The following is a 26,417-nucleotide window of genomic DNA, read 5'->3' as shown; positions in this document are numbered from 1 at the left end:
CCTGTGACAAACGACATGGGGCGGAAAAGTTCATCCATCACTCTTGACCACGGTCATAAGAGGGTCTGCGCGCGTCGTTTCGCGCCTTGCTCCGCCCTAGAATGACGAAGGATAGATCGCAGCTTCACGCGCAAGAACCCTCTCTATCGCCTTTGACGACATCCCAGGGGCTGGCACCGCCATATGCGATGCCGTACTCGAGCGTCTCGGGCGCCGGCGCCAGGCTGTCCTGCACCAAATCTGCAAATCTGTGCGGAAAACCTCCTCCAATCCGCCGCGCGTTCACCGTGCCCGTCGGCGACAAAGCCGGCATGCGAACACCTCACACACCAGGCTGGTCCCTACCGCGCCGGCTCCGCGACGAAGGCTGGTGGCTCATCGAGCCGCAAAGGCGGCGCGTCACGGCGACGGTGCTTCCGTTCAGATCGCGGCCGGCATGCGGCGGCGCCAACACAGCCAGGAAGGCCCAGCGATGACGACGATGACCATGACGGCGCCGCCGAGCAAGACATCGCCTGTCCCGAGCTACTGCCGCCGTGTCGGCGCCGCCGCGCTGCTGGTGGCGCTGGCCGATTTTCTTTTCTACGGCCAGCCGGTCGGGATCACCGTCTTCATCTTCGCGACCGTGCTTGCCGCCACGGTCGTCGCCATGCATCCGGCGGCGCTCAGCGACGGCCGGGTTTGGCTGAAGCCGGCCGCGCTGTTCGCCGCGCTGCTGCCTCTCGTCGAAAATGTCAGTCCGCTTTCGCTGCTGGTCGCTGTCGCGGCACTTGCGGTCTTCGCGCTGTCGTTGGCCGGGCGGCTGCGCAGCGAACCTGCCCGAATAGCCCGCCAGCTCAGCCTGTTCCTGATCGCAGCACCCTTCCGCTTCGCCCGCGACTTCTTCCGCTGGCGCAAGGCAGCGCGGGAACTCGGTCAGCGGCGGCTTCAGCTTACGGCGATTGTCGTCTGGATCATGCCCTTGACGCTTGGCGTCGTCTTCCTGGCGCTGTTCGGCGCCGCCAATCCGATCATCGAACACTGGCTGTCGCTGATCGACCTCTACGCGCTCCTCGAAGAAATCGAGTTCGCGCGGCTGATCTTCTGGCTGGTCGTGCTGGCCGGCGTCTGGGCGGTCCTGCGGCCGCGCCTGCCGCGCTTCGCTTTCCGTGTCAGGCGCGTTTTGCCTGCCACGCCCGCAGCGAGACCGGCGAAGGCCGAGGATATCCTCTTCGGCAAAGCGGCCATCCTGCGCGCGCTGATTGTCTTCAATGGCTTGTTCGCGGTGCAGAGCGCGCTCGACGCCACCTATCTCTGGGGCGGGGTCGCCCTGCCCGACGGGATGACCTATGCCGCCTATGCGCATCGCGGCGCCTATCCGCTGGTCGCCACCGCGCTGCTCGCCGCCGGCTTCGTGCTGGCGGCGCTGCGCTCGGGCAGCGAGACGTCCCGGGATCCGCTGATCCGCGGGCTGGTCTATCTCTGGGTGGCGCAGAACATCGCGCTGGTGATCTCCTCGATGCTGCGGCTCGATCTCTATATCGACGTCTATGCGCTCACCTATCTGCGCATCGCCGCCTTCATCTGGATGGGACTGGTGGCGGCGGGGCTGGCCCTCATCGTCGCCCGCATCGCGCTTCAAAAATCTGGCGAATGGCTGCTCTCCGCCAATCTTGTGACACTATCGGCGACGCTTTATGCCTGCTGCTTCGTCAACTTCGCAGCAACGATCGCCAACTTCAATGTCGACCATTCCCTGGAAATGACCGGATCCGGCACTCCGCTCGACACGCCGTATCTGCACTCGCTCGGCGCTGTCGCCATGCCGGCGCTGGACCGCTACCACACACACAAGATCGGAATGCCGACCACTTATCTGGCCGACCAGGTGATGATCGACGATTATCTTGCCGAACAAAAGAAGTGGCGCGCCTGGAGCTTTCGCGACTGGCGGCTGGTACGGGTTCTCGACAACAGAGGCCCGCTCGTGCTTCCTCCATCTGCGCAACCGTCCGCACCGGGCCGCTGATTTCATGCCTCACAATATCCTCGTCGCCGACGACGACCCGCATATCCGCGAGATCATCTGCTTCGCGCTGGAAAAGGCCGGCATGAAGACGGCCGCCGTCGCCGATGGCGCCGCAGCACTCCAGGCGGTCGAGCGCCGCGCGCCCGACCTCATCGTGCTCGACATCGGCATGCCGGAGATGGACGGGCTCGAGGTCTGCCGCAGGCTCAGGCAAAAATCCGACGTGCCGGTGCTGTTCCTGTCCGCGCGGGATGAAGAGATCGACCGCATCCTCGGCCTCGAGATGGGTGGCGACGACTATGTGACCAAGCCGTTCAGCCCGCGCGAGCTGGTCGCCCGCGTCAACGTCATCCTGCGGCGCGCGCGGCCGGCTGCCGTGGAGGAAGAGACGGACGACCGTGAATTCTCGCATGGCAAGCTCATGCTTGTCCCGGCAAGCCATGCGGCGAGCTTCGACGGCAAGCCGCTCACCTTGACGGCGATCGAGTTCGCGATCCTGAAAGGCTTCCTCACCCGGCCGCAGCACGTGCTTGGCCGCGACGCGGTGATGGCCAATGCCTATGCCTCCAACATCCATGTCTCGGAGCGCACGGTCGACAGCCACATCCGCAACGTGCGGGCCAAGCTGGCCGCGGTCGGCTGTATCGATGCGATCGCGACGGTGCATGGCGTCGGCTTCCGGCTCGGCCGATGCGGTGGTTGAGCAAGGAAAGGTGGCGGCCCAGGCTTGCCACCGTCGTCGTCGTCATCCTGATCCTGGTCATGGCGCTGCCGCTGGTCGGGCTGTTCTTCTTCCGGCTCTACGAGAACCAGCTGATCCGCCAGACCGAGGGCGAGCTGATCGCGCAAGGGGCGGTCGTCGCCGCCGTCTATGCCAGCGAGGTGCGCGCGGCCGGCATTGCCCCGGAAAGACTGGGGGCGCCGGTCTCGGCCGATCCGGCAAGGGACAACAACTATCCCTATGATCCGATCGAGCCGCGCCTCGACCTTGCCTCGGACGATGTCATGCCATCGAGGCCGGCGGCGCTTCCCGCCACGCCCGATCCCGCCTTCGCGGCAATAGGCGCGCGGCTCGACGGCATTCTCGACGAGACGCAGAAAACGACGCTTGCCGGCTTCCGGCTGCTCGATCCGCGCGGCGTGGTGATCGCCGGCGGCGACGAGCTCGGCCAGTCGCTCCGCGAGATCGAGGAGGTGCGGTCCGCGCTTTCCGGCGCCTATGCCAGCGAGCTCAGGCTGCGCATCCCCGACCAGCCGACCCCGCCGCTCTACTCGGTCAGCCGCGGCACCAAGGTGCGCGTCTTCGTCGCCATGCCGGTCGAGCTCGATGGCCGGGTAGCCGGCGTCGTGTACCTGTCGCGAACGCCGAACAACATCGTCAAGCACCTCTATGGCGAGCGCGGCAAGGTGACGTTGGCGGCCATCGCCATCCTGGGCGGCACGCTGTTGATCGCGCTGGTGTTCATCCGCACCGTCAGCCGGCCGATCTACGCGCTGATCGACCGCACGAAGCGCATCGCCGCCGGCGATCGCGACGCGATCAGGCCGCTCGACCATCACGGCACGCGCGAGATGGCGGCGCTGTCGACCGCCTTCCTCGACATGGCGCAAAAGCTGCAGGCGCGTTCCGACAGCATCCAGACCTTCGCCACCCATGTCTCGCATGAATTGAAATCGCCGCTGACGGCGATCCAGGGCGCGGCTGAGCTGCTCAGGGATTCCGGCGGCGCGATGGACGAGGCCGAGCGCAGGCGCTTCTCCAACAACATCGTCACCGACGCCGGGCGGCTCAATCTCCTGGTGCGCCGGCTGCTCGACCTGGCGCGCGCCGAGAACCTGGAACCGAGCGGCGACAGCACGACGCTTCATGCGGCCCTGGCATCGTTGCCGGTCGACACCAGGCTGGAAGCGCGGCTTGAAGGCGGCGGCGACATCAGGCTCGGCATCTCGGCCGAGAATCTCGGCATCGTGCTCGCCAACCTCATCGACAATTCTGCAAGGCACGGCGCCCGACAGGCGGCGATCCATGCCTCAGCCGATGGCGAGCGCGCGTCGGTCCAGATCGGCGACGACGGCGACGGCATCTCGGCCGCCAACCGCGCCAGGATCTTCGAGCCGTTCTTCACCACGCGGCGCGAGTCCGGCGGCACCGGCATGGGGCTGGGCATCGTGCTGGCCCTCCTGAAAGCGCATGATGGCACGATCAGGCTGGTTGACTCCGAGCGCGGCACGCGCTTCGAGATCGACTTGCCGGTTGCGTGAAGACGCGACCGTCCAGAGGATTGTTCCACGCAATTCCGGACGGGCCGCCACGACGAAGTCGTCGAGCGTGACCGCTACACACTTTTCCTGGAATTGCGCCAGGCCGGAGAAAAAATGCGCTACGACATCGTCATCATCGGCGGAGCCATCGTCGGGTCCTCGGTCGCCTACTACCTGCGCGAGGAGGGCTTTACCGGCTCGATCGCGCTGATCGAGCGCGATCCGCAATTCTCCCATGCGGCGACAACCTTGTCGCTCGCCTCGATCCGCCAGCAATTCTCGATACCCGAAAATATCCGCCTGTCGCAGTTCACCCTGAAACTGTTCCGGCGGCTGAAAGAGGTTTTTGGCGCCGACGCCGATATCGGCTTTCGCGAGGGCGGCTACCTCATCCTCGCCGGCGAGGCCGGCCTGCCGATCCTCAAGGCCAATCACGAGACGCAGATCGCCGAGGGCTCCGATATCCTGCTCGAGGACGCCGGGCAGCTGGCGCGCCGCTTCCCGTGGCTGTCGGTCGAAGGCATCACCGCCGGCGCCTTTGGCTGCAGCGGCGAGGGCTGGTTCGACGCGCATGCGCTGCTGACGCTGTTCCGCAAGGCGCTGCGCGACAAGAAGATCGATTTCATCGCGGCCTCCGCCACCGGCATTGCGCGCGAGGGCAATCGCGTCACCGGCGTCAGCCTCGACAATGGCGAGACGCTTGCAGCCGGCATTGTCGTCAACGCCGCCGGACCGAACGCCGGCAAGGTGGCGGGTTTTGCCGGGCTCGCGCTGCCGGTCGAGCCGCGCAAGCGCAACGTCTTCGTCTTCGAGGCGCGCGAGAAATATGCCGACATGCCGCTCTTGGTCGATCCGTCGGGCATCTATGTGCGGCCGGAAGGCTCGGTCTACCTCACCGGCGGCGCCGAGCCGGAGGAGGGCGATGTCGCGCCCGATCCGAAGGACTTCGACGTCAACTGGCCGCTGTTCGAAGAGGTGATCTGGCCGACCTTAGCCGCCCGCATCCCGGCTTTCGAGGCGATCAAGCCGACGCGCGCCTGGGTCGGGCATTACGACTACAACACGCTCGACCAGAACGCGGTGATCGGGCCGCATCCGGAGGTCGAAAACTTCCTCTTCGTCAACGGCTTCTCCGGCCACGGCCTGCAGCAGGCGCCGGCCGTGGGGAAGTCGCTCGCCGAGTTGATCGTGCATGGCGGGTACAGGACGGTGGACTGCAGGGCGTTCGGATATGAAAGGGTGGCGGAGGGAAGGGCGTTCAGGGAATTGAATGTGATCTGAGGGCTCCCCCTTCTCCCACAAGGGTGTTTGGACCGGGGACATCGCGAACAGGTGTGCGAGGACATCGCGAACAGTTTTGCGCGTTTTGCGCGAGGGGGTTCGGGATGCCATTCGAGGCCAGAAGCGTGATGAGCCAGAAAGAAGAGTTCGTGAGATTGGCGCTGGCGCCTGGCGCCAATGTGAGCGCGTTGTGCCGGCGCTTCGGCATTGGCCGGACCTGTGGCCACAAGTTGCTTTCGCGCTATCGACTGGAAGGGACGGCGGGCCTTGCGGAGCAGTCTCGGCGACCACTGTCGAGCCCGGCACGCAGTGCGCCGGAGGTGGAAGCAGCAGCCGTTTCGGTGCGTGTGGCGCATCCAGCCTGGGGTGGACGCAAGATCGCGCGGGTGCTTGCCCGCGAAGGCATCGGCACGCCGGCGGCCTCGACGGTCACCGGGATCCTGCGCCGCAACGGTATCGAGCTGGGGGCTTTGGGCGGCGGAGCCCAGCCTTTCATTCGCTTCGAGCATGCCGCCCCCAACCACCTGTGGCAGATGGACTTCAAGGGCCACGTTGCCTTGCGCGCCGGCCGGCTGCATCCGCTTACCGTGCTCGACGATCATTCGCGCTTCTCGATCGTGCTGTCGGCTTGCGCTGATCAGACCACCGAAACCGTAAAAGCCCGGCTGATCGCCGCCTTCCGCCGCTATGGACTGCCGTGGCGCATCGCCACCGACAATGGTCCGCCTTGGGGCGATGGCGGCCGCAACGACTTCACCTTGCTCACCGTCTGGCTGATCGAGACTGGCATCGCCGTCAGCCACTCCAGGCCTTGCCATCCGCAGACGCTCGGCAAGGACGAGCGCTTCCATCGTTCGCTCAAGGCCGAGGCATTGCAGGGGCCGCCCTTCGCCAATCTCGTCGAGGCTCAGGACGCATTCGACCAGTGGCGCCACGTCTACAACGCCCAGCGTCCCCACGACGCGCTGGACGGCGGCGTGCCGCTCGATCGCTACCAGGCCTCGCCACGCCAGTATCGCGAAACTGTCGAGCCGTTCGAATATGCCAAGGACGATCTCGTCCGCCGCGTTCAGCAGCACGGCTTCGTCTCAATCCTTGGCCGCTCAATGCGCTTGTGCCGGGCCTTCGCGGGAAGGTCAGTCGCTTTCCGCCCCACCGCCACCGACGGCGTCTTCGACGCCTGGTTCAGACATCAGAAAATAGAAACCATCGACCTCAATGCCCTTGCTCGATAGCATGCAAAACTGTTCGCGATGTCCTCGCACACCTGTTCGCGATGTCCCCGGTCCAAACAAAGGGGAGAAGGGGGAGGCCGCGCGGCCAAAATATCCCTGCAGCCGCCCAAGCACCCGCGCCCAGCCTTCGGCATGTTCCGCCGCCGCGTCCGGGAAACCCGCGAAGCCGCCATGGCCTTCCCCCACTCCGTCGCTGCTTCGCAGCGCCACCTCTCCCCCTCCGGAGGAGAGGAAGGGAGCTAGGGTCGGCGAACTCGCACGGTTCCTCTCGCCCGTCGATCGGGGGAGAGGTGTCGAGCGAAGCTCGACGGAGTGGGGGTCGATCCGGCTCGCCGGTTCCAAGGCAGGAGTCGGCTCCGATATCGGTGGCGGTTCAGGTCAGCGCTTGCGGGAGAACCAGAAAGCGTCGGTCATGCGCGTCATGCCGATGCGTTCGTAGAAGCCGACGGCGTTGGGTATCGAGACCAGGCCTATGGCGACCGATGGCCCGAGCTGGCGGCGGGCCTCGTCCATCAAGCCCTTGCCGACGCCGAGACCCTGTGCCGAGGCGGATACGGCGAGCTCGGAGATGTAGCAGACCCAGGAAAAATCGGTGATGCCGCGCGCGACGCCGATCAGCGGTTTGCCCTCGATGTCGAGCCGCGCTGTCAGCACCAGATTGGCATTGCCGAGCATTGTCTTCAGGCGCGCTTCGTCGTCGACGGGCCGTGTTTCACCGAGGCCGGATTCGACCAGCACACGGCGGAATTCGGCGACGTCGAGCGTGGACTCGCTGGCATAAAGGATTTCGGTGGGCTCAACCATCCTCGCCAAATTGCCTCAGCCACCCGCGTTTTGAAAGCCATTGGTCCCGATCTTGTGTTCAATGGCCCGAACCCAACTGCCAATACCTGACTTTCATTTGCCCAGCGCTTTGTGTAAACCGTGCCCCTGCCACCAAGGAAAGACGGGCAAGCACCATGGACAAGTTCACCAAGCTCACCGGCGTCGCCGCGCCCATGCCGATCGTCAATGTCGACACCGACATGATCATTCCGAAGGATTATCTGAAGACGATCAAGCGCACCGGGCTCGGCACCGGCCTGTTCGCCGAGATGCGCTACAATGAGGACGGTTCGGAGAACCCGGATTTCGTGCTCAACAAGCCGGCCTACCGCAAGGCGCAGATCCTGGTCGCCGGCGACAATTTCGGCTGCGGCTCGAGCCGCGAGCATGCGCCATGGGCGCTTCTCGATTTCGGCATCCGCTGCGTGATCTCGACCTCTTTCGCCGACATCTTCTACAACAACTGCTTCAAGAACGGCATCCTGCCGATCACCGTCAGCCCGGAAGACCTCGACAAGCTGATGGACGACGCCTCGCGCGGCTCCAACGCGACGCTGTCGATCGACCTCGAGGCCAAGGAGATCCGCGGGCCGGACGGCGGCGTGGTCACGTTCGACCTCGACGACTTCAAGCGCCATTGCCTCTTGAACGGCCTCGACGACATCGGGCTGACCATGGAGAAGGCCGGCGCCATCGCGTCCTTCGAGAAGAAGAATGCCGAGCAGCGTCCCTGGGCCTGAGCGTCCTGAAGCACAGGGATAGATAGACCCGGCCGCAAGCGATCGGGTTCGTGGCGGCTGAATGGAGGGACAGTCATGACACGCTTGTTTTTAGCCGGTGCCTACGCGTCGGCGGCAATCCTTCTCGCCACAATCGGCGCCAATGCGCAGACCGCCGCGCCGGCCACGCAGCCGGCGCCCGCCGCGTCCGAGCAGCCGGCGACCGATCAAGGCACGGCCGACCAGGGATCGGGCAACGACCAGGCCGCGTCGGATGACGACAAGCAGGCGCCGATCCCGTTCGAGGGCGGCCAGCTCACCATCACGCAGCCGGAGCAGGATGGCGAGAAGGTGCTGTCTTATGACGGCAAGCAACTGGCCAGCAATTACGACGTCTTCTTCGACAAGATCGTCAAGATCGGCGATGTCAACGTGGCGCTGGTCGATGTCGGCGACGGCGGCAACCAGTGCGGGCCGGCCAAGGTCATCGTCTGGAAGCCGAAGGACGGCGAGATCCAGACCACCACGGTCGAGCAGGACGAATGCGGTGCGCCGCCGGCGGCAGTCTCCGACAGCGCCATCTATTTCGTGCCCTATCTGCTGCCCGGCGATTCCAAGCCGGCGCTGCAATGGTCGCCCACGGAAGGGCTGACGACCTCCGGCAACCTGACCTACACGCCCGAACCCGGCACCGACTGGAAGGACGTCGACCCGTCGAAATACGACAACATCATCGACGCCTTCCACAACGAGGCCGTCTACAAAGCCGGACAGGCGCTGCTGGGCAACGACATGCCCGACATGGCGACCAGCCTTTTGGTCGGCGGCGGCACCGAAAAGACGGCGTCGGGCGCCTTCTACGCCACCGGCTGCGTGCCGCATGACTGCGGCGGCAATGACGGCTTCATGGCGGTCGACCCGGCCAAGCAGAAAGTCTATTTCGCCCGCCGCGGCGACAATGGCGAGGCGCAGGCCTGGCCGCCGGTCAAGGACTGGCCGGAGGACATCAAGAAGGCCTATGACGACGCGCAGGGAAATTAGGGCGTATTGCGACGACTTTCCTTGCCTTCGTCATTCTAGGGCGGAGCGAGGCGAAGCGGAGCGTAGACCCTAGAATCCATGCCGTGACCGTTGTCGTGGGGCGCAAGCGGTGCAGAATTCTGAAACGCTGCGGCGCCTCGACGTCTCGGCATGAATTCCAGGGTCTGCGCGCGTCGCTTCGCTCCTTGCTCCGCCCTGGAATGACGATGGGAGGGACGGCTGCCGCTAATCTCCGGGGCTCGCCTTCGTGACAATGCTCAGCATTGCTTGGCCCACGACCTGGCCGCCCCCTCCTGCTATATGCAGGCCTACCAGATGCGACGAGGCCCCCATGCGCAAGCTCATCTCCACAGGCTCCCCCTTCGAGAAAACCGCCGGCTATTCGCGCGCGGTGGTGCAGGACGACTGGTGCTTCGTCTCCGGCACGACCGGCTACGACTATGCCACCATGACCATGCCGGACACGGTCGAGGCGCAGACGCGCAATTGCCTCGCCACCATCGCCAAGGCGCTGGCCGAGGGCGGCTTCGACATGGCCGACGTGGTGCGGGCGCATTACTACATCACCGACCAGGCCTATGTTGACGTGGTCTTCCCGATCCTCGGCGAGGCGTTCGGCGACATCCGCCCGGCGGCGACGATGATCGTGTGCCAGCTCAACAAGCCGGAGATGAAGATCGAGGTCGAGGTGACAGCGCTCAGGCGCACGGCATAGGAGCCGGAGCGATGACTGTCCGACGCATCGTAGCCAACATCGCCACAAGGGACATCGCGGCGGCGAAGCGCTTTTATCATGACGTGCTTGGCCTCGACATCCTCATGGATCAAGGCTGGATCGCCACCTACGGGTCCGAGGAACGGATGCAGGCGCAGGTGAGCTTCATGGCGCAAGGCGGATCCGGCACGCCGGTGCCGGACCTGTCGATCGAGGTCGATGACGTGGATGCGGCGCTTACGGGTATGAAGAAGGCCGGCTTTGCTATCGAATACGGCCCGGCCGACGAGCCCTGGGGCGTGCGGCGCTTCTATGTCCGCGACCCGTCCGGCAGGTTGGTGAATATTCTGTCGCATCGGTGAGGGTTGAGTACGGATTTCACTGATATGTCGGCGGGACAGCACCCCCCTCTGCCCTGCCGGGCATCTCCCCCACAAGGGGGGAGATCGGCAGCTTTGGCGGCCCGCCCTTCTTTCAACGTCGGAGATTGGCGAAGGCCGGCGTCACATCCAATCTCCCCCCTTGTGGGGGAGATGTCCGGCAGGACAGAGGGGGGCGCGAAGGATCACCGGGCAATGGGCTTGTTCTTACCATCGCTGTTCCGGCTTGCGCCGCAACCACTTGGCGTTTAGCAAGGCCGCGGTTCAAAAACTTTCCCGGGACGGTTCTCCATGGCTTCGAAAAATCTCTTCCTGCTCGCCGGCGACGGCATCGGCCCCGAGGCCATGGCCGAGGTGAAGAAGCTGATCAAGGCCATGAACGACAAGCATGGCAGCGGCTTTGCCACCGACGAGGGGCTGGTCGGCGGCTGCGCTTACGACGCGCATGGGGCGGCGATCTCTGAAGCCGACATGGCAAAGGCTGTTGCCGCGGATGCCGTGCTGTTCGGCGCCGTCGGCGGCCCGAAATGGGATGCTGTGCCTTACGAGGTGCGCCCCGAAGCAGGGCTCTTGCGCCTGCGCAAGGACATGGAGCTGTTCGCCAATCTCAGGCCCGCGATCTGCTACCCGGCTTTGGCCGCGTCCTCCTCGCTCAAGCAGGAGGTGGTCGAGGGCCTCGACATATTGATCGTGCGCGAACTCACCGGCGGCGTCTATTTCGGCGAGCCGAAGCAGATCATCGATCTCGGCAACGGCCAGAAGCGCGGCATCGACACCCAGGTCTACGATACGTTCGAGATCGAGCGCATCTCCGGCGTCGCCTTCGAGCTGGCGCGGACGCGCAAGAACCACGTCACCTCGATGGAAAAGCGCAACGTCATGAAGTCGGGCGTGTTGTGGAACGAGGTGGTCAGCCAGACGCACAAGGCCAGATACAGCGACGTCAAGCTCGACAATATGCTGGCCGATGCCGGCGGCATGCAGTTGGTGCGCTGGCCCAAGCAGTTCGACGTCATCGTCACCGACAATCTGTTCGGCGACATGCTCTCCGACATCGCCGCCATGCTGACCGGCTCGATCGGCATGCTGCCGTCGGCCTCGCTCGGCGCGCCGGATGTAAAGACCAAGAAGCGCAAGGCGCTCTACGAGCCGGTGCACGGCTCGGCGCCCGACATCGCCGGCAAGGGCATCGCCAACCCGATCGCCATGATCGCCTCCTTCGCCATGTGCCTGCGCTATTCCTTCGGCATGGTGGCGGAAGCCGACAAGCTCGAGGCGGCGATCGCCGCCGTGCTCGACGACGGCCTGCGCACCAAGGACATATTCTCGGCCGGCATGAGGGAAGTCGGCACCGCCGAAATGGGCGACGCCATCATCGCCAAGTTCCTGGGGTGAAACCAGCCGGTCAGCCCGACGTGCGCAAGCCGGCAGCCACCACGCCTTCGTCATTCTATGGCGGAGCAAGGAGCGAAGCGACGCAGCGCAGACCATAGAATCCATTCCGTGACCTGTGAGCGTCGCAGCGGTGCAGAAGAAGCCTTCGCTCCGCACCGTCGCAACTCTTCGCGCGAGGTAACGGAATGGATCCTCGGGTCTACGCGTCCGCTTCGCTCCCGCTCCGCCCGTGGATGACGAAGATCGGACGCTTCGGCGGCTCGCCGCGGGTCGGCTTCCAACTTCCGTCGCGATCCTACGCTGGCCGCTTCTTCGGCTTCTTGCGCTTTGCCGGCTGGTCGGATTTCGGCCCGTCGAACTTTGGCTTGTCGAACTTCGCCTTTGCCGGCTTCTTCGCCCAGGGTTTCGCCTCGCCACCAGGCTGTCGCTCGCCCGGCTCCCGCTTCTCGAATCTGGAGCTCTTCTGGTCGAAAGCACCCTTGCCGCGATGCGGCTTTTTCTCCGGCCTCTGTGGCTGGTAGCCTGCGCGCGACAGGTCCGGCGTGCCGTCGATCCGCCTGACCGCGATGTTGCCCTGCAGCTTGCGGTCGGGGCCGATCGCGGCGAGGAACCGGTCGGCCCAGTCGGCGGCGATCTGCACGAAGGTTTCTTCCGGCTGCATCTTGATGGCGCCGATCTCGCGCTTGGACATGCCGGCGGTGCGGCACAGCATCGGGATCAGCCAGCGCGGCTCGGCATTCTGCCGCCGGCCGACCGAAAGCGAGAACCAGACGCTGTCGCCGAAATCGTCGCGGCGGCTGGGTGTCTCCTCCCGGCGCGCGAATTTCTCGCCCGCCAATCTTTCATGCGACGGCGTGAACGGCGCGACGTCGAGCAGGTCCTCAGGTGCCGAGCGGCTGCTGCGGCAAAGCCGCACGAAGGCCGCCGCCACTTGTTCGGCGCCGTGCTGGTTGAGCAGTGTCCCGATGAAGGAGCGCTCCTCCTCGTTGATCGGCTCGGCAAGCGCGGGATCGGCCAGAATGCGCTCGTCGTCGCGGCGCAGCACATCGTCGGCCGAGGGCGGGCTCGCCCATGTCGCCTTGATGCCGGCATTGGCGAGCAGCCGCTCGGTGCGCCTGCGGGCACTTCCGGGAACGATCAGGGCGCTGACGCCCTTGCGCCCGGCGCGGCCCGTGCGGCCACTGCGATGCAGCAGCGTCTCGGGGTTGGTCGGCAGATCGGCATGCACCACCAGCTCGAGATTGGGCAGGTCGATGCCGCGCGCGGCGACATCCGTCGCGATGCAGACTTTTGCGCGGCCGTCGCGCATCGCCTGCAGCGCGTGGCTGCGCTCGTTCTGGCTGAGCTCGCCCGACAGCGCCACGACGGAGAAATTGCGGTTGTTGAAGCGCGCCGTCAGGTGGTTGACCGCCGCGCGCGTGTTGCAGAACACCAGCGCGTTTTGCGCCTCGTAGTAGCGCAGCACGTTGATGATGGCATTTTCCCGGTCAGCCTGGGCAACGCTGAGCGCTCGGTATTCGATGTCGAGATGCTGCTTTTCCTCGCCCGCGGCCGAGATCCGCACCGCGTCGCGCTGGTAGCCCTGGGCGAGCGTGGCGATGGAGCGCGGCACGGTGGCGGAAAACATCAGCGTGCGGCGCTCGGCGGGCGCCGCGTCGAGGATGAATTCGAGATCCTCGCGGAAGCCGAGATCGAGCATCTCGTCGGCCTCGTCGAGCACCACGGCCTTCAGCGCGGACATGTCGAGCGCGCCGCGCGTGATGTGGTCGCGCAGCCGCCCCGGCGTGCCGACGACGATATGCGCGCCGCGCTCCAGCGCGCGCCGCTCGGTGCGCATATCCATGCCGCCGACGCAGGAGGCGATCTCAGCGCCCGTCAGCTCGTAAAGCCATTCGAGCTCGCGCCGCACCTGCAGCGCCAGCTCGCGCGTCGGCGCCACGACCAGCCCCAGCGGCGCGCCGGCGCCGGCGAAACGCTGAGCGCCGCCAAGCAGGGTCGGCGCGACGGCAAGGCCGAAGGCGACGGTCTTGCCGGAGCCGGTCTGCGCCGAAACCAGCGCGTCGGCCTCGCCGAGTTCAGGCCCCAGCACCGCCTTCTGCACCGGCGTCAGCGCTGAATAACCGCGCTTTTCCAGCGCCTGCGCCAGCGCAGGAACGATCGTTTCGAAACTGGACATTTTCTTCTTTCGGAATTCGGGGTTCTGTGCCTGTCGTGGAGCACAAGGGGCCGGCACTGCGCCAGCCAACGGTATTTGCGGCGTTCGTACTTCTTGCGGCCGCCATTGTACAGGGCGGGCGGCGCTGCCTCTCCCTTCTCCCGCAAGGGGAGAAGGAGAGCGTTGCGCCAATTGACTCTTCTACCAAACCGCGTAAAAGCCCGCGTCGAACGGGATCGTTTTTCGATGCGCGGCCTTTTGATGGCTCTTCTTGCATTCGACTCCCCCAGCCACAATGTAACGCATTGGGCTGGGCGCTTCGGCGCGTCCGTCCGTTCCAGCAAAACTATGGCCAAAACCACCACCAAAACGGTGTGATTCCCTTGGCCTAACCACCCTCTCCCGGGTCCGGCCCGGGGGCGGAACCCGCACGAGGCCGGCGGGTTTCTCCAACAACCAAGCGGAGAGGGACAGGAGATATCAGATGAGTTTCAAGGTTGCGGTAGTCGGCGCCACGGGCAATGTGGGCCGCGAAATGCTCAACATTCTGGACGAGCGCGGCTTCCCGGTGAGCGAAGTGGTGGCGTTGGCGTCGCGGCGCAGCCAGGGCACCGAAGTGTCCTTCGGCGACCGCACGCTGAAGGTCAAGGCGCTCGACCAGCACGATTTTTCCGACACCGACATCTGCGTCATGTCGGCGGGCGGCAATGTGTCGAAGGAATGGTCGCCGAAGATCGGCAAGCAGGGCTGCGTCGTCATCGATAATTCGTCGGCCTTCCGCTACGATCCGGACGTGCCGCTGATCGTGCCGGAGGTTAACCCGGACGCGATCTCGCTGTTCACGCGCAAGAACATCATCGCCAACCCGAACTGCTCGACCGCGCAGCTCGTCGTGGCGCTGAAGCCGCTGCATGACGTCGCCACCATCAAGCGCGTCGTCGTCGCCACCTACCAGTCGGTCTCCGGCGCGGGCAAGGAAGGCATGGACGAGCTGTTCACCCAGACCCGCGCGGTGTTTGTTGCCGACCAGGTCGACGTCAAGAAGTTCACCAAGCGCATCGCCTTCAACGTCATCCCGCATATCGACGTCTTCCTCGACGACGGCTTCACCAAGGAAGAGTGGAAGATGGTCGCCGAGACCAAGAAGATGCTCGACCCCAAGATCAAGCTGACGGCTACCTGCGTGCGCGTGCCGGTGTTCATCGGCCATTCGGAAGCCGTCAACATCGAGTTCGAGAAGCCGATCACGGCGGATGAAGCGCGCGAGATCCTGCGCGAGGCGCCCGGCTGCCAGGTGCTCGATAAGCGCGAGGACGGCGGCTACATCACGCCGCTCGAATCGGCCGGCGAGGACGCCACCTTCATCTCGCGCATCCGCGAGGATTCGACCATCGACAACGGCCTGTCGATGTGGGTGGTCTCCGACAATCTGCGCAAGGGCGCGGCGCTGAACGCCGTGCAGATCGCTGAGCTGCTGGTCGAGCGCGGCCTGATCCAGCCGAAGAAGAAGGCGGCCTGATCTCGCTCACGGGCCGCACCGCCGCTGCCGCGGCTGGCCCTGCGCGGGCGCGCCGGACGACCGGCGGCCCGCAGTCGCGGGCTCGGCCTTCGGCCGTTTGGTTTTTCGCTCACGGGCCGCACCGCCGCTGCCGCGGCTGGCCCTGCGCGGGCGCGCCGGACGACCGGCGGCCCGCGGTCGCGGGCTCGGCCTTCGGCCGTTTGGTTTTTCGCTCACGGGCCGTATCGCCGCTGCCGCGGCTGGCCCTCCGCGAGGGCGCCGGACGACCGGCGGCCCGCGGTCGCGGGCTCGGCCTTCGGCCGTTTGGTTTTTCGCTCACGGACGGCGCGGCTATGCCGACGCTAGCGGAAGCGAGTGACTTCGGTGAAGGCTTTGCGTCTGACGATGAACTCCCGCAGCAGCGGCAGGAAGAAGGCCTTGCTGAAGCGTCCGATCGGCAGCTCGGGTTCGAGATAGAAGGACTTGCCGACGAGATCGGAGTTGAACTCGTCGAGGATGACCCACAGCCGCCGGTCGGCATCGAGCTCTGCGCGGCGCTTCTCGATGGCGGGGATCTCCGCCGCGAACCGCGCCTTCTCCGGCTCCTTGCTGGTGATCGGGAAGAACAGGACAAGATCGCCATCCGCTCGTACAATCCGCACGCCGACGGCGACTGGCCGTTCCTTCCGGCCCTCCGTCTCGCCGGCGCGGGCTTCGCGTGCCCAGAGGTAAGGGTAACGGATGACCGTTGCCGTACGGATGTCGTCGTAGCTCATGGCCGCCCCGTTTCATCCTCCTGCGCATAGGCTTCGACGGCGCTCTCGAAATCGGCGAACAGGCTGTCGGACATGGTCTCGATTGTATCGGCAGAGCGACCATCCGACTGGCGCATCAGCCGCTTGTAATCCTCGATGTTGAGAAGCACGAGACGCGGTTTGTTGCGCTGGGTGATCGTCACCGGGCGGCGCAGCGCCTCGGCGATAATGTCGCCGGACTTCCGGGAAAGCTCGCTCGTCGAATAGGAACCACCTGGGCGGGGCATAGCGATCTCCTGTAATTGCTGGCAATGTTGTAATATACAGCAATAACAGCATTTGCGCAAAGGCAATGAAAGACGCGCCGACTCTTCGATCTTCTCGCGGCTCAGGCGCCACTCTCCATTGCCAGTTGCCGCAATATCGCCATCGCTTCCTCCGCCCGCTCCGCCGGCACGAACAGATGGTCGTGATAAAAGGCCGAGACCGGATTGACGCCCATGCCGGCCGCCGCGAGCCGTCTCGTGATGGCGGCGAGGAAGCCGACGGCTTCCAGCGAGGAGTGGATGTCGAGCGTGATCATCCGGCAGCGGAACGTTCCGGCAAGGCCGGCGGCCTTCGCCTCGTCTTCGGTTGTGATCAGGGTCACGCCTTCCCGCTCGCGAAATTGCATGACGGGATCGAGCCCCGCGGGGACCGGCGTGTCCGGCGCCAGCGTCGTGAAGACATAGACGTCGGCAAGCAGTCGCGGCGTCATCGACGCGAGCAGTTCTTGCAGGTCGGTCTCACCAGTCATCTTGCCTCCTCCGTTCCCTTCACTGAACAACCCTTTTGAAAAAAAGCACCCGACCCGTAGGATCGCCGCGTGGTTCTCCGTCCTTGGTTCGAAGCTGGCAGAAAGCCGGCCCTTGAATCAACAGGAGGAAACATCCATGAGCATTTCCGAAGCCGCGCCTGCTTCAAAAGGCGCTTTGTGGGCCGGGCGGGCGCTCAGCGCCGTCGTCGTCCTGTTCATGATCTTCGACGGCGTCATCAAGCTGCCGCCGCTGGATGTGGTCACCCAGACGATGGCGCAACTGGGTTGGCCGGACGATGTCGGCACGGCGCGGCTGCTCGGCATCATCGGGCTGATCTCGACCGCGCTCTATGCGCTGCCGCGCAGCTCGGTGCTCGGCGCCATCCTGCTCACCGCCTATATGGGCGGCGCGATTTCGACGCATGTGCGGATTGGCAATCCGCTTTTCTCGCACACGCTGTTCGGCGTCTATCTCGGCATCATCCTGTGGGGCGGGCTTTATCTGCGCGACGCCAGGGTGCGCGCGCTGATCCCGTTCTCGCGATAGGGGGAGAAAAATGCTCACCACCATCCTCATCATCCTGGTCGTCGTCATCGCCGCCGTGCTGGTCTATGCCGCGACCCGGCCGAACGATTTCGTCGTCACCCGCTCGGCCAGCATCAAGGCGCCTGCCGAGGCGATCTTCCCGCTGATCGACGATTTTCGGCGCTGGCCCGAATGGTCGCCCTTCGAAAAACTCGACCCGAACATGAAACGCACGCTTTCCGGCGCCGAAAGCGGCAAGGGCGCGGCCTATGCCTGGGAAGGCAATTCCAAGGCCGGCAAGGGCCGCATGGAGATCGTAAATTCGGTGCCGTCGTCGCAGGTCGCGCTGAAGCTCGATTTCGAAAAGCCGTTCAGGGCCAACAACACTGTCGATTTCTCGCTTTCGCCGGCCGGCGAGGGCACGACCGTCACCTGGGCGATGCGCGGCGCGAGGCCCTTCATCGCCAAGCTGATGGGCCTGTTCATGAATTTCGACACGCTGATCGGCAAGGATTTCGAGGCCGGCCTCGGCAATCTGAAGCGCCTCGCGGAGCGGTGAAAACCACGAAGTTTCAATGCGTTGACGCTCGGCGCCACAAATCCGGCCGGCGCGTAGCCGGCCAATCTTCATCATCTGCGGGATCAATTCAGCCGTTCGTGAGTTTAGGGCATGGCGGCGAGGACGGCGCTTGAGAGAGGAACAGCAATGAAGAAAGCAATTACCATCCTGGTGCTGACGGTGGCCCTCGGCGCCTGCTCGCAAACGGAAAAGGGTGCTGCGATCGGCGGCCTGGGCGGTGCGGCGGTCGGTGCCGCGGTGGCGGGCGATCCGGTGCAAGGCGCGGTGGTCGGCGGCGCCGTCGGCGCAGTAGCAGGCGCGCTGATCGGCCATGCCAGCGAGGCCGGCCAGTGCCGCTATCGCGACCGTTACGGGCGTGTCTATGTGGCGCGCTGCCCGTCCGGCTATTGAGGCATCGGACCGGACAAATCGAACATAGAAAAAACGGCGGGCATGGGCCCGCCGTTTTCGTAAACGAAAAAAGCCGTGATTACTCGGCGGTGGCGGCTTCAGCCTCGGCCGGCGCGGCGGTCGCCGCGGCGGCGGCAGCGGCCGCGTCTTCCTGGGCCTTCTTCAACAGGGCGGAACGTTCCTGCGCCTTCTTGCCGGGCAGGGCCTTGTTCGGGTTCGAGCGGGTTTCGCGCTTGGCAAGGCCGGCCTCGTCGAGGAAGCGCAGCACGCGGTCGGTCGGCTGGGCGCCATGCGAGAGCCAATGCTTGACGCGATCGGCGTCGACCTTGACGCGCTCGCCGTCCTTCGGCAGCAGCGGGTTCCACGAGCCGAGCGACTCGATGAACCGGCCGTCGCGCGGCGAACGGGCGTCGGCGACGACGACGTGGTAGTAGGGACGCTTCTTCGAGCCCGCACGGGCCAGTCTGATCTTCAGTGCCATTGTTTTCTCCTAAAAGCTCTGATTCGTTGGATAGATCGGGGTTTCTTCAACCCGTTTTCGTCACACCGTTGGAAGCGGCGATCTGTTCGTGATGCCGGATGACCTCGCGGACGACGAAGTTCAGGAACTTCTCCGCGAAATCCGGGTCGAGGTTCGCATCCTTCGCCAGCTGGCGAAGGCGGGCGATCTGCTGCTGCTCGCGCGCGGGGTCGGCGGGCGGCAGGCCATGCTCGGCCTTCAGGACGCCGACCGCCTTGGTGCAGCGGAAGCGTTCGGCCAGCATATGGATGAGGGCGGCGTCGATGTTGTCGATCGAAGCGCGGTAGCCAGCCAGGATGGCGCGTGCGTCGGCCATGTCTTTCTCCTCGTTCATCGCCCCCTCACTTCTTTTTTCCAAGGCCGGGCAGCCCGCCGCCGCCGAGGCCCGGAAGACCCGGAAGCTTCATGCCGCCGGGCAGGCCCGGCAGTCCGCCGCCACCGGGAAGTCCGCCCGGCATGCCTTTGCCGAGACCGGCGGCCTGCGCCTGCTTCTGCAGGGCCTCGAGCTGCTTGGGATCCATCTTGGAGAGGTCGGGCATGCCCCCCATACCACCCATACCCCCCGGCATCATGCCGCCAAGGCCCATTTTCGAGGCGAGGCCGCCCATCATGCCGCGCATGAGGCCGCCGCCTTTTCCCTTGCCGCCCATCGCCTTCATCATGTCGGCCATGCCGCGGTGCATCTTCAACAGCTTGTTGATCTCGGCCGCGTCGGTGCCGGAGCCGGCCGCGATGCGCTTCTTGCGCGAGTGCTTCAGGATATCGGGGTTGGCGCGCTCGGCCTTGGTCATCGAGGAGATGATGGCGAGCTGGCGGCCGAACATCTTGTCGTCGAGGCCGGCGGCGGCCAGCTGGTCCTTCATCTTGCCCATGCCGGGCATCATGCCCATGATGCCGCCCATGCCGCCCATTTTCGACATCTGCTGAAGCTGCTGGGCGAGGTCGTTCAGGTCGAACTTGCCCGACTGCATCTTCTTGGCCATCGCCGCCGCCTGCTCGGCGTCGATGGTCTCGGCGGCCTTCTCGACGAGGCTGACGATGTCGCCCATGCCGAGGATGCGGTCGGCGATGCGCTTGGGATGGAATTCCTCCAGCCCGTCCATCTTCTCGCCGGTGCCGATGAGCTTGATCGGCTTGCCGGTGACGGCGCGCATGGAAAGCGCTGCGCCGCCACGGCCATCGCCGTCCATGCGGGTCAGCACAAGGCCGGTGATGCCGACGCGCTCGTCGAAGCTCTTTGCCAGGTTCACGGCGTCCTGGCCGGTCAGCGAATCGGCGACCAGCAGGATCTCGTGCGGGCTCGACACCTTCTTGATGTCGGCCATCTCGACCATCAGCGGCTCGTCGATATGGGTGCGGCCGGCGGTGTCGAGGATGACGACGTCATGGCCGCCAAGCCTGGCGGCCTGCACGGCGCGCTTGGCGATATCGACCGGGCTCTGGCCGGCGATGATCGGCAGGGTAGCGACCTTGGTCTGCTCGCCGAGCTGGCGCAGCTGCTCCTGCGCGGCGGGCCGCCGCGTGTCGAGCGAGGCCATCAGGACCTTCTTGTTCTGCCGCTCGGTCAGGCGCTTGGCGATCTTGGCCGAGGTGGTGGTCTTGCCGGAGCCCTGCAGGCCGACCATCATGACGACGACGGGCGCCGGCGCATTGAGGTCGATGGCGACGCCCTCGGCGCCGAGCATCTCGACCAGCTCGTCATGGACGATCTTGACGACCATCTGTCCGGGCTTGATCGATTTCAGCACGGCGGCGCCGACCGCCTTCTCGCGCACCTTGTCGGTGAAGGAGCGAACCACTTCCAGCGCGACGTCGGCCTCGAGCAGCGCCCGGCGCACCTCGCGCAGCGCCGCCGAGACATCCGCCTCGGACAGCGCGCCGCGGCCGGTCAGGCCGTTCAGGATGGAGCCAAGACGCTCCTGGAGGGATTCAAACATCTGCGGTCCTTGATCTCGGTGGGGTTCGACCGAGAGGTAGTGCGTTCGCGCCGGGTCGCCAAGCAAAAGCGCAAAGCCAAAAAGCACCCGGGGGCGCAACGCGCTGCCGGGTGTTGGCCTCCAGGATCTCTTTACAGCACCCGCCTCAAAGAGGCTTCGGCGTCCTGGTCGGCTTTCGCGAAAGAAGACTCGTCGCGGAATTCAGCGGCTCTAGACAGGAAATCGGCCGCGGAGTCAAGGCTCGGGCCAAAACGCCGCCATTTGGGGCGCCTCACAGGGGACTTTGCTGGGTCACCCCGACCCGCAGCGGCGAGCGCCGGTGCAACAGCAGCAACATCGTCAGAAGCGTGCTGACGATGCCGATCGCCGCGATCAGCACGGCGTCCCAACTGGTCCAGCCGGGGCCTTCGAGCGGCTTGGCGTTGAGCAGGGCAAAGCCATTGTAGCCTTCCTGGTGCGAGATCAGCAGGAAACCGGTCAGGTTGTTGCCGAGATGGGCGCCGAGACCGGCGCCGAGATTGCCAGTGACATAGACCAGGAGCGTGAGCAGCAGGGCAAAGGCGCCGATCGAGACCAGGACGCAGGCATTGATGGCAAGCGTCGAGGCCGAATTCCAGTGCAGCGACGTGAACAGCAGCCCGGGCAACAGCGCCCAGATCAGCGGGCTCTTGAAGCGATAGGCGAGGCCGCGCAGCAGATAGCCGCGAAACAGCATCTCCTCCGACGAGGTCTGCAGGAAGGCGAGCAGCACGATCGGCACCAGGAAGAGCAGCCAGGACGAAAAGGCGATCGGTCCGCGCGCGATCTCCGGCTGCAGCCAATAGAGCAGGACCTCGGAAAAGAGCGAGGTGATCAGCACCGCGACCAGGCCCTTGAGGAAATCCCCGCCCGCGACGCGGCGGCCGACGCCGAACAGGGCCGACAGCGGCTCGCCATGCACGAAGCGCATTGCCACCCACAGGCCGATCCAGATGCCGGCAAACGAGGTCAGGGCGCTCAGGATGCCGGTGGGCGATGCCAGGAAGTCCTGCATGTAGCGCCCGGTCGAGGGGCCGGGGAGACGCCAGACGATGTAGGCATAGGTGCCGGCAAACAGCACCAGAGCCGTCATCGCCATCCACAAGGCGATGACGATCGCCGTGCCGAAGAACAGCCGCAGCAAATTGGTCTTTTCGTTCGGCGAGCGGCGATAGCGCTCGAAGGCGGCATTTTCGATCGTCACGCGGCTCCCCTGCCGAAGGCTTACAGGTCGCATGATCTATGGGATCGGCGTTTTCCACGCAATCGTCTTCCCGGAACTCGCGGGGAGATCGGTTTAGAAATCGTATCATAGGGCGATACGTCCTTATCGACAATTGCTGCGTATCGCATTATGATACGATATGCGAAGGCACCGTTGATACGCTCGTTCCAGAACAAAACAACGGAGTCGGTTTCGCAGGGACGATCTCCGAAGGGCTTTCCCGCGGATCTCGTTCGCGTGGCTCAACGCAAGCTGTTCATGTTGGACAACGCTGACGAGCTCATCGACCTGAGGACGCCGCCCGGTAACCGGTTGGAGGCGCTGAAGGGCGATCGTGCCGGACAGCACTCTATTCGCATCAACGACCAATTCAGAATCTGCTTCCGATGGGTGGACGGTGGCGCCGAAGATGTAGAGATCGCCGATTACCATTAGGGCTTGCGCCCGCAACCAGAAAGGAAATGAAGATGGCTGCCAGCATCTTCCCGCCGATCCATCCGGGTGAAATCCTTCGCGAGGAGTATCTTGTCCCGCTTGGACTGAAACCATATACGCTTGCCAAGAAGCTGCATGTTCCCCGCACGCGTATCGAGCGTCTCGTGGGCGAAACCACGCCCGTAACACCAGATACAGCGCTCCGCCTTGCCAAGTTCTTCGGCACCACACCACGGTTCTGGATGAACATGCAGGCCAGTTACGACCTTGCCGTGGAAGGCGAGGCAAAGAAGGCCGAAATCGCCTCGATTGAACAGATGCAAGCGGCTTGAGTTTCGATCAGCGGAGCAGAAACGGCCGCCATCGCCGGCGGCCGCTCGTCTGACAGCGATCCGGCTCGATCAGCGCATCACGTAGACGATGCGCCGCGTGCCCGGATCGACCAGCGCCGGCTGGTTGTTCACATAGACATAGCGATACCGGTAGTCGGGGATTTCGCGCAGCTCGACCGTGTCGGGCAGCGTGGCGCCGGTCACCACCTCGCCGTCGAGATAGACCGGATCGACCCGGTGCGTGGCGACATAGGTGCCGACCTCGGCAGGCGGTCTGCCGATCGACTCGATGGCGTCGTCGCTGGGAACGATGGCGCCGGTGTAGCTGTCCGTGGTGTAGACATCGTCGGTCGGCGGCGCCACGACGGCGATGCCGGCATCGGCCGGCCGGCGGGTCAGCACGACGCGGCTGCCGCCGAAATCGCCCGTCACATAGTCGGAATAGACCCAGCCATTGCCGCCCGCTTCGGCGATCGTGCACCATTTGCTGTTTTCGATGCAGCCGGTGAGCGTGGCCGACTGACCGGCGGCCAGCACGCCAATGACGGGATATTGCGGGCCGGGGCCGGCGCGCACATTGAGATCGGCCACCGCCGAGACGGCAGTGTCGGCCAAGGCCGTGCCCGACATGGCGAGCAGCGCGCCGGCAAGCGCCGGAAACAGTACGCGTTTCATGGTTTCACTCCGTTTTTCAACGCTCCCTCGCGGTCGGAAACGAAACCAGGCCTTATGCGTTCCGGCTAAAATGCCGGTGCCTGCTCACGAATTGTTCCATCTATTTTCGGCGAGCCGGTCAAAAGCGCGTGAACGAAAGTCAGTTTTTGCGCCGTTATCCCGGAAATGACGAATGGGTACAGATCCGGCAGGCCCATGCAGCGGTTGATCGAGTTGGAGGCCTCCGACAGCACCAGCCAGCGGGCGAGGATCTTTTCGAATGGCTCCGGCGTCCGATCGGGATCGGCAGGCGCAGGCTGCAGGTGGCCGCCGGTGTCGCCACGCGGGATGGCGTCGGCATCCACGGTCTCCAGCCGGCCAAGCGGAAAATTCAGCGCGTGAACCATCTCCAGCGTGTCGGTGATGTGGAGATGGTGCGCCCAGGTCTCGGCCCAGTCTTCCCAGGGATGGGATGTGGCATAGGCCGAGATGTGGCGCTGCTGCCAGTCCGGTGGAGCGCCATTGGCGTAGTAAGCTTTCAGGGCCTGTTCGTAATCGGCCTGCTCGTCGCCGAAGAGCGAGCGAAAGGCCGAAAGTCGCGCGGGATCGTCACGGATCAGCCGGTCCCAATAATAGTGGCCGAGCTCGTGGCGGAAATGGCCGAGCAGGGTGCGGTAATTCTCGCCCATTTCGACGCGTCGTCGCTCGCGCTCGGCGGAATCGGCTTCGGCAACGTTGAGCGTGATCAGGCCGTTGTCATGGCCGGTCAGGATGCGCTCTCCGCCCGGACCGGCGCCGATCGGATCGGCGAGGAAGTCGAAGGCAAGCCCAATCTCGTCGCCCGGGCCGGTCTTGGGCACCACCGGCAGGCCAAAGGCAAGCAGTGAATAGATGGCGCGTTTCTTCGCTGCTTCGACGCGGATCCAGCGCTGGCGGTTGCCGTCGACCGACAGGTCCGGGATCAGCTGGTTGAGCGTGCAGGCATGGCAGAAGGCGTGATCCGGCTCGGCGCGCCAGTTGCAGGCGCACTCGTCGGCATTGCCGCATGCGGCAACGCCGCTCGCACCCGCCAGCAGGAAGCGTGCTTCATACGGGTCGTAGAGCACCAGGCTGGAACAGTTCAGACACCGGGCGTTCTCGAAATAAAGGCGGTGGCCGCAGTTTGGACAGTCGAACAGCTTCATCTTGTTTCCAACATGCGGAAGAGGCGGAAGCCTCGGTCGCTAGTCCAGGCGCGGCCGCCGATCGGTCCATTGCCTCGAGAAGATGGAAGGAAAGTCCGGCCGCTCGAAGCGCTTTCGCCGCGGCAAGCCCTGCCGAGCCGGCGCCAATGCCTACGACATCAACGTCTTTCATGAGGCAAGCCCGCCACACCTGATGGCTGATCGTAGGCAAATTGCCCTTCTTTCGCCAGTGTCGGATGTCACGTCCCCCGCGAGGGCGGTGACAACCGGGCGTTTCGCTGGCAAATTCGCAACCGGGACGTGATTCAAGGCAACCAGGAGAAGGATAATGGCATTTTTTGCCAAAGGACGGATTTTCGTAGCCGCCGCGGCGGTGGTGGCGGTGCTTGGGCTGGCGACAGGGGCTGAAGCCGCGGCCAGCTGCGGCAAGAACGGCGCCGGCTTCGACGCCTGGAAGCAGGACTTTGCCGCCGAGGCCAAGGCCAACGGCGTCGGCCAAAGGGGCCTTTCGGCGCTGGCCGGGGCGACCTACGCGACAAGGACGATTTCGGCCGATCGCGCCATCCACAAGGCTTTCAGCGGCTCGGTGGAGGCCTTCATGAAGCGCCGCGGCGCTTCCGCCATCATCTCGAGAGGCCGTGCGCTGAAGAAGGCGAACGCGGCGATGTTCGCCAATATCGAGCGGACCTATGGCGTACCGCCGGGCGTGCTGCTCGCCATCTGGGGCATGGAGACCGGCTTCGGCGCCTCGATGGGCAACCAGAACACGGTGTCGGCCATCCTGACGCTCGCCTATGACTGCCGCCGCCCGGACTATTTCGCGCCGCACGCCATCGCCGCGCTGAAGCTTGTCGATAGCGGGGCATTGAGCGCCTCGTCCGTCGGCGCCATGCATGGCGAGATCGGACACACTCAGTTCCTGCCCGGAAACGTCATGAAATACGGCGTCGGCAGCAGAAACCTGCGCGACAGGAATACAGCGCTCGCTTCCACCGCCAACTACCTCAAGGGCCATGGCTGGCATGCCGGCGCAAGCTACGAGGCCAATATGGGCGCCATCGCCGGCTGGAATTCGGCAAGCGTCTATCAGCAGGCCATTGCCCGCATCGGCGAGGCGATCGACGCGGATTGATCTTTGAATCTCTGTTGAGCAGAACAGCCCGGCCATGCGCCGGGCTTTTTTGTTGGACTTGGAGATTGGCGAAAGCCGGGAAGCAGGTATCTCCCCTCTCGGGTGCCTCGGCGGAGATGTCGCCAGAAGCGACGGAGGGGGTCCTTGCGCGTGAAACGGCGACCTATCCTTCGTCATTCTAGGGCGGAGCAAGGAGCGAAGCGACGCGCGCAGACCCTAGAATCCATGCCGTGACATTGACCGTAAGATGCAGCGGTCCAGAATGGTCACCTGCAACAAGGCCAGCTAACATCAATCGATGACAGGCTATGTCTACGTGACAGCAAGCAAGGAAGGCGGCACGACCTATGTCGGCGTCACCAACGCCCTTGCTCGTCGGACGCCCGAGCATAAGTCCGGCCGAGGCTCCAGCTTCACTT

At 64.9% G+C, this 26,417-nt stretch carries 28 protein-coding genes and 1 pseudogene; 18 read left to right on the top strand and 11 right to left on the bottom strand.

The window, feature by feature from the left end; genetic code table 11:
• Positions 1–472: 472 nt before the first annotated feature.
• From FJ956_RS26840 to FJ956_RS26820, 5 genes are all read left to right on the top strand, one after another.
• Positions 473–2,008, top strand: coding sequence for a DUF4173 domain-containing protein (locus tag FJ956_RS26840; RefSeq protein ID WP_246672223.1), 1,536 nt, complete (start codon positions 473–475; stop codon positions 2,006–2,008).
• A 4-nt stretch (positions 2,009–2,012) separates the two neighbouring features.
• Complete coding sequence (locus FJ956_RS26835; protein ID WP_140683820.1) at positions 2,013–2,711, top strand: response regulator transcription factor; 699 nt, start codon at positions 2,013–2,015, stop codon at positions 2,709–2,711.
• Positions 2,699–4,270: a HAMP domain-containing sensor histidine kinase gene (locus tag FJ956_RS26830; RefSeq protein WP_140683822.1), complete on the top strand. Its 1,572-nt coding sequence runs from the start codon at positions 2,699–2,701 to the stop codon at positions 4,268–4,270. The genes FJ956_RS26835 and FJ956_RS26830 overlap by 13 nt, the downstream gene beginning before the upstream one ends.
• Before the next feature lie 114 nt (positions 4,271–4,384).
• Positions 4,385–5,551 (top strand): FAD-binding oxidoreductase, encoded by a 1,167-nt coding sequence (locus FJ956_RS26825; RefSeq protein WP_140683824.1) that lies wholly within the window; start codon positions 4,385–4,387, stop codon positions 5,549–5,551.
• A 104-nt stretch (positions 5,552–5,655) separates the two neighbouring features.
• Positions 5,656–6,786: an IS481 family transposase gene (locus FJ956_RS26820; RefSeq protein WP_140683828.1), complete on the top strand. Its 1,131-nt coding sequence runs from the start codon at positions 5,656–5,658 to the stop codon at positions 6,784–6,786.
• 378 nt (positions 6,787–7,164) lie between these two features.
• On the opposite strand, the gene FJ956_RS26810 is transcribed toward FJ956_RS26820, so the two are convergent.
• Positions 7,165–7,590: a GNAT family N-acetyltransferase gene (locus tag FJ956_RS26810; protein ID WP_140683832.1), complete on the bottom strand. Its 426-nt coding sequence runs from the start codon at positions 7,588–7,590 to the stop codon at positions 7,165–7,167.
• 155 nt (positions 7,591–7,745) lie between these two features.
• Here FJ956_RS26810 and leuD point away from each other — a divergent pair, with 155 nt between their 5' ends.
• The 5 genes from leuD (at position 7,746) to leuB (ending at position 11,861) form a co-directional block, all read left to right on the top strand.
• Positions 7,746–8,351, top strand: coding sequence for a 3-isopropylmalate dehydratase small subunit (gene leuD, locus FJ956_RS26805; protein ID WP_140647189.1), 606 nt, complete (start codon positions 7,746–7,748; stop codon positions 8,349–8,351).
• Positions 8,352–8,426: 75 nt separating this feature from the next.
• On the top strand, positions 8,427–9,371 hold the full coding sequence (locus FJ956_RS26800) for a hypothetical protein (protein WP_140683835.1): 945 nt from the start codon (positions 8,427–8,429) through the stop codon (positions 9,369–9,371).
• A 331-nt stretch (positions 9,372–9,702) separates the two neighbouring features.
• Positions 9,703–10,086: a RidA family protein gene (locus FJ956_RS26795; protein WP_140683838.1), complete on the top strand. Its 384-nt coding sequence runs from the start codon at positions 9,703–9,705 to the stop codon at positions 10,084–10,086.
• Between the two features lie 11 nt (positions 10,087–10,097).
• Positions 10,098–10,448, top strand: a complete 351-nt coding sequence (locus FJ956_RS26790) for a VOC family protein (protein WP_140683840.1) — start codon at positions 10,098–10,100, stop codon at positions 10,446–10,448.
• A gap of 309 nt (positions 10,449–10,757) precedes the next feature.
• Positions 10,758–11,861, top strand: a complete 1,104-nt coding sequence (gene leuB, locus FJ956_RS26780; RefSeq protein ID WP_140683843.1) for a 3-isopropylmalate dehydrogenase — start codon at positions 10,758–10,760, stop codon at positions 11,859–11,861.
• Between the two features lie 295 nt (positions 11,862–12,156).
• Here the strand turns inward: leuB and FJ956_RS26775 are convergent, their stop codons facing one another.
• Positions 12,157–14,037 carry a DEAD/DEAH box helicase gene (locus FJ956_RS26775; protein WP_140683845.1) on the bottom strand — a complete coding sequence of 627 codons (1,881 nt, stop codon included), beginning with the start codon at positions 14,035–14,037 and terminating at the stop codon, positions 12,157–12,159.
• 463 nt (positions 14,038–14,500) lie between these two features.
• On the opposite strand from FJ956_RS26775, the gene FJ956_RS26765 reads away from it, so the two are divergent.
• Entirely contained in the window at positions 14,501–15,535 is a 1,035-nt protein-coding gene (locus tag FJ956_RS26765) for an aspartate-semialdehyde dehydrogenase (RefSeq protein WP_140683849.1), read from the top strand.
• A 341-nt stretch (positions 15,536–15,876) separates the two neighbouring features.
• On the opposite strand, the gene FJ956_RS26760 is transcribed toward FJ956_RS26765, so the two are convergent.
• From FJ956_RS26760 to FJ956_RS26750, 3 genes are all read right to left on the bottom strand, one after another.
• On the bottom strand, positions 15,877–16,290 hold the full coding sequence (locus FJ956_RS26760) for a hypothetical protein (RefSeq protein WP_140683851.1): 414 nt from the start codon (positions 16,288–16,290) through the stop codon (positions 15,877–15,879).
• Positions 16,287–16,556, bottom strand: coding sequence for a type II toxin-antitoxin system prevent-host-death family antitoxin (locus tag FJ956_RS26755; protein WP_140683853.1), 270 nt, complete (start codon positions 16,554–16,556; stop codon positions 16,287–16,289). Before FJ956_RS26755 ends, FJ956_RS26760 begins: the two co-directional genes overlap by 4 nt.
• 101 nt (positions 16,557–16,657) lie before the next feature.
• Entirely contained in the window at positions 16,658–17,065 is a 408-nt protein-coding gene (locus tag FJ956_RS26750) for an ACT domain-containing protein (RefSeq protein ID WP_140683855.1), read from the bottom strand.
• 136 nt (positions 17,066–17,201) lie between these two features.
• On the opposite strand from FJ956_RS26750, the gene FJ956_RS26745 reads away from it, so the two are divergent.
• From FJ956_RS26745 to FJ956_RS26735, 3 genes are all read left to right on the top strand, one after another.
• A complete protein-coding gene (locus FJ956_RS26745; RefSeq protein WP_140683857.1) occupies positions 17,202–17,612 on the top strand; it encodes a DoxX family protein in 411 nt (136 codons plus the stop codon).
• Between the two features lie 10 nt (positions 17,613–17,622).
• Positions 17,623–18,150, top strand: a complete 528-nt coding sequence (locus FJ956_RS26740) for an SRPBCC family protein (protein WP_140683859.1) — start codon at positions 17,623–17,625, stop codon at positions 18,148–18,150.
• Between the two features lie 147 nt (positions 18,151–18,297).
• Positions 18,298–18,561, top strand: coding sequence for a YMGG-like glycine zipper-containing protein (locus FJ956_RS26735; protein ID WP_095770014.1), 264 nt, complete (start codon positions 18,298–18,300; stop codon positions 18,559–18,561).
• 79 nt (positions 18,562–18,640) lie between these two features.
• Here FJ956_RS26735 and rpsP read toward each other — a convergent pair whose 3' ends face one another.
• The 4 genes from rpsP to FJ956_RS26715 all read right to left on the bottom strand — a co-directional run bounded on the left by rpsP (position 18,641) and on the right by FJ956_RS26715 (position 22,240).
• Positions 18,641–19,042, bottom strand: a complete 402-nt coding sequence (rpsP, locus tag FJ956_RS26730) for a 30S ribosomal protein S16 (RefSeq protein ID WP_140683861.1) — start codon at positions 19,040–19,042, stop codon at positions 18,641–18,643.
• Between the two features lie 46 nt (positions 19,043–19,088).
• Positions 19,089–19,415, bottom strand: a complete 327-nt coding sequence (locus FJ956_RS26725; protein WP_140683863.1) for a chorismate mutase — start codon at positions 19,413–19,415, stop codon at positions 19,089–19,091.
• A gap of 7 nt (positions 19,416–19,422) precedes the next feature.
• On the bottom strand, positions 19,423–21,018 hold the full coding sequence (gene ffh / locus FJ956_RS26720; RefSeq protein WP_140683865.1) for a signal recognition particle protein: 1,596 nt from the start codon (positions 21,016–21,018) through the stop codon (positions 19,423–19,425).
• A 271-nt stretch (positions 21,019–21,289) separates the two neighbouring features.
• A complete protein-coding gene (locus tag FJ956_RS26715) occupies positions 21,290–22,240 on the bottom strand; it encodes a CPBP family intramembrane glutamic endopeptidase (protein ID WP_140683867.1) in 951 nt (316 codons plus the stop codon).
• Between the two features lie 174 nt (positions 22,241–22,414).
• On the opposite strand from FJ956_RS26715, the gene FJ956_RS26710 reads away from it, so the two are divergent.
• Both FJ956_RS26710 and FJ956_RS26705 read left to right on the top strand, forming a co-directional pair.
• Positions 22,415–22,696: a type II toxin-antitoxin system RelE/ParE family toxin gene (locus FJ956_RS26710; RefSeq protein WP_140683869.1), complete on the top strand. Its 282-nt coding sequence runs from the start codon at positions 22,415–22,417 to the stop codon at positions 22,694–22,696.
• A gap of 32 nt (positions 22,697–22,728) precedes the next feature.
• On the top strand, positions 22,729–23,028 hold the full coding sequence (locus FJ956_RS26705; RefSeq protein ID WP_140683871.1) for a HigA family addiction module antitoxin: 300 nt from the start codon (positions 22,729–22,731) through the stop codon (positions 23,026–23,028).
• 69 nt (positions 23,029–23,097) lie between these two features.
• On the opposite strand, the gene FJ956_RS26700 is transcribed toward FJ956_RS26705, so the two are convergent.
• Positions 23,098–23,703: a DUF1236 domain-containing protein gene (locus tag FJ956_RS26700; protein WP_140683873.1), complete on the bottom strand. Its 606-nt coding sequence runs from the start codon at positions 23,701–23,703 to the stop codon at positions 23,098–23,100.
• Between the two features lie 65 nt (positions 23,704–23,768).
• On the bottom strand, positions 23,769–24,866 hold the full coding sequence (locus FJ956_RS26695; RefSeq protein ID WP_140683875.1) for a putative zinc-binding metallopeptidase: 1,098 nt from the start codon (positions 24,864–24,866) through the stop codon (positions 23,769–23,771).
• A gap of 328 nt (positions 24,867–25,194) precedes the next feature.
• Here FJ956_RS26695 and FJ956_RS26685 point away from each other — a divergent pair, with 328 nt between their 5' ends.
• Both FJ956_RS26685 and FJ956_RS30925 read left to right on the top strand, forming a co-directional pair.
• Complete coding sequence (locus FJ956_RS26685; RefSeq protein WP_140683877.1) at positions 25,195–25,998, top strand: lytic transglycosylase domain-containing protein; 804 nt, start codon at positions 25,195–25,197, stop codon at positions 25,996–25,998.
• 298 nt (positions 25,999–26,296) lie between these two features.
• A pseudogene (locus tag FJ956_RS30925) lies at positions 26,297–26,416 on the top strand (GIY-YIG nuclease family protein); the annotation flags it as partial.
• Position 26,417: the final 1 nt, after the last annotated feature.

It is taken from the genome of Mesorhizobium sp. B2-4-3 (assembly GCF_006442815.1).
Classification (GTDB): Bacteria; Pseudomonadota; Alphaproteobacteria; order Rhizobiales; family Rhizobiaceae; genus Mesorhizobium.
Note: the sequence above shows the minus strand (reverse complement) of the source record. Positions and strands in the feature narration are given on the sequence as shown.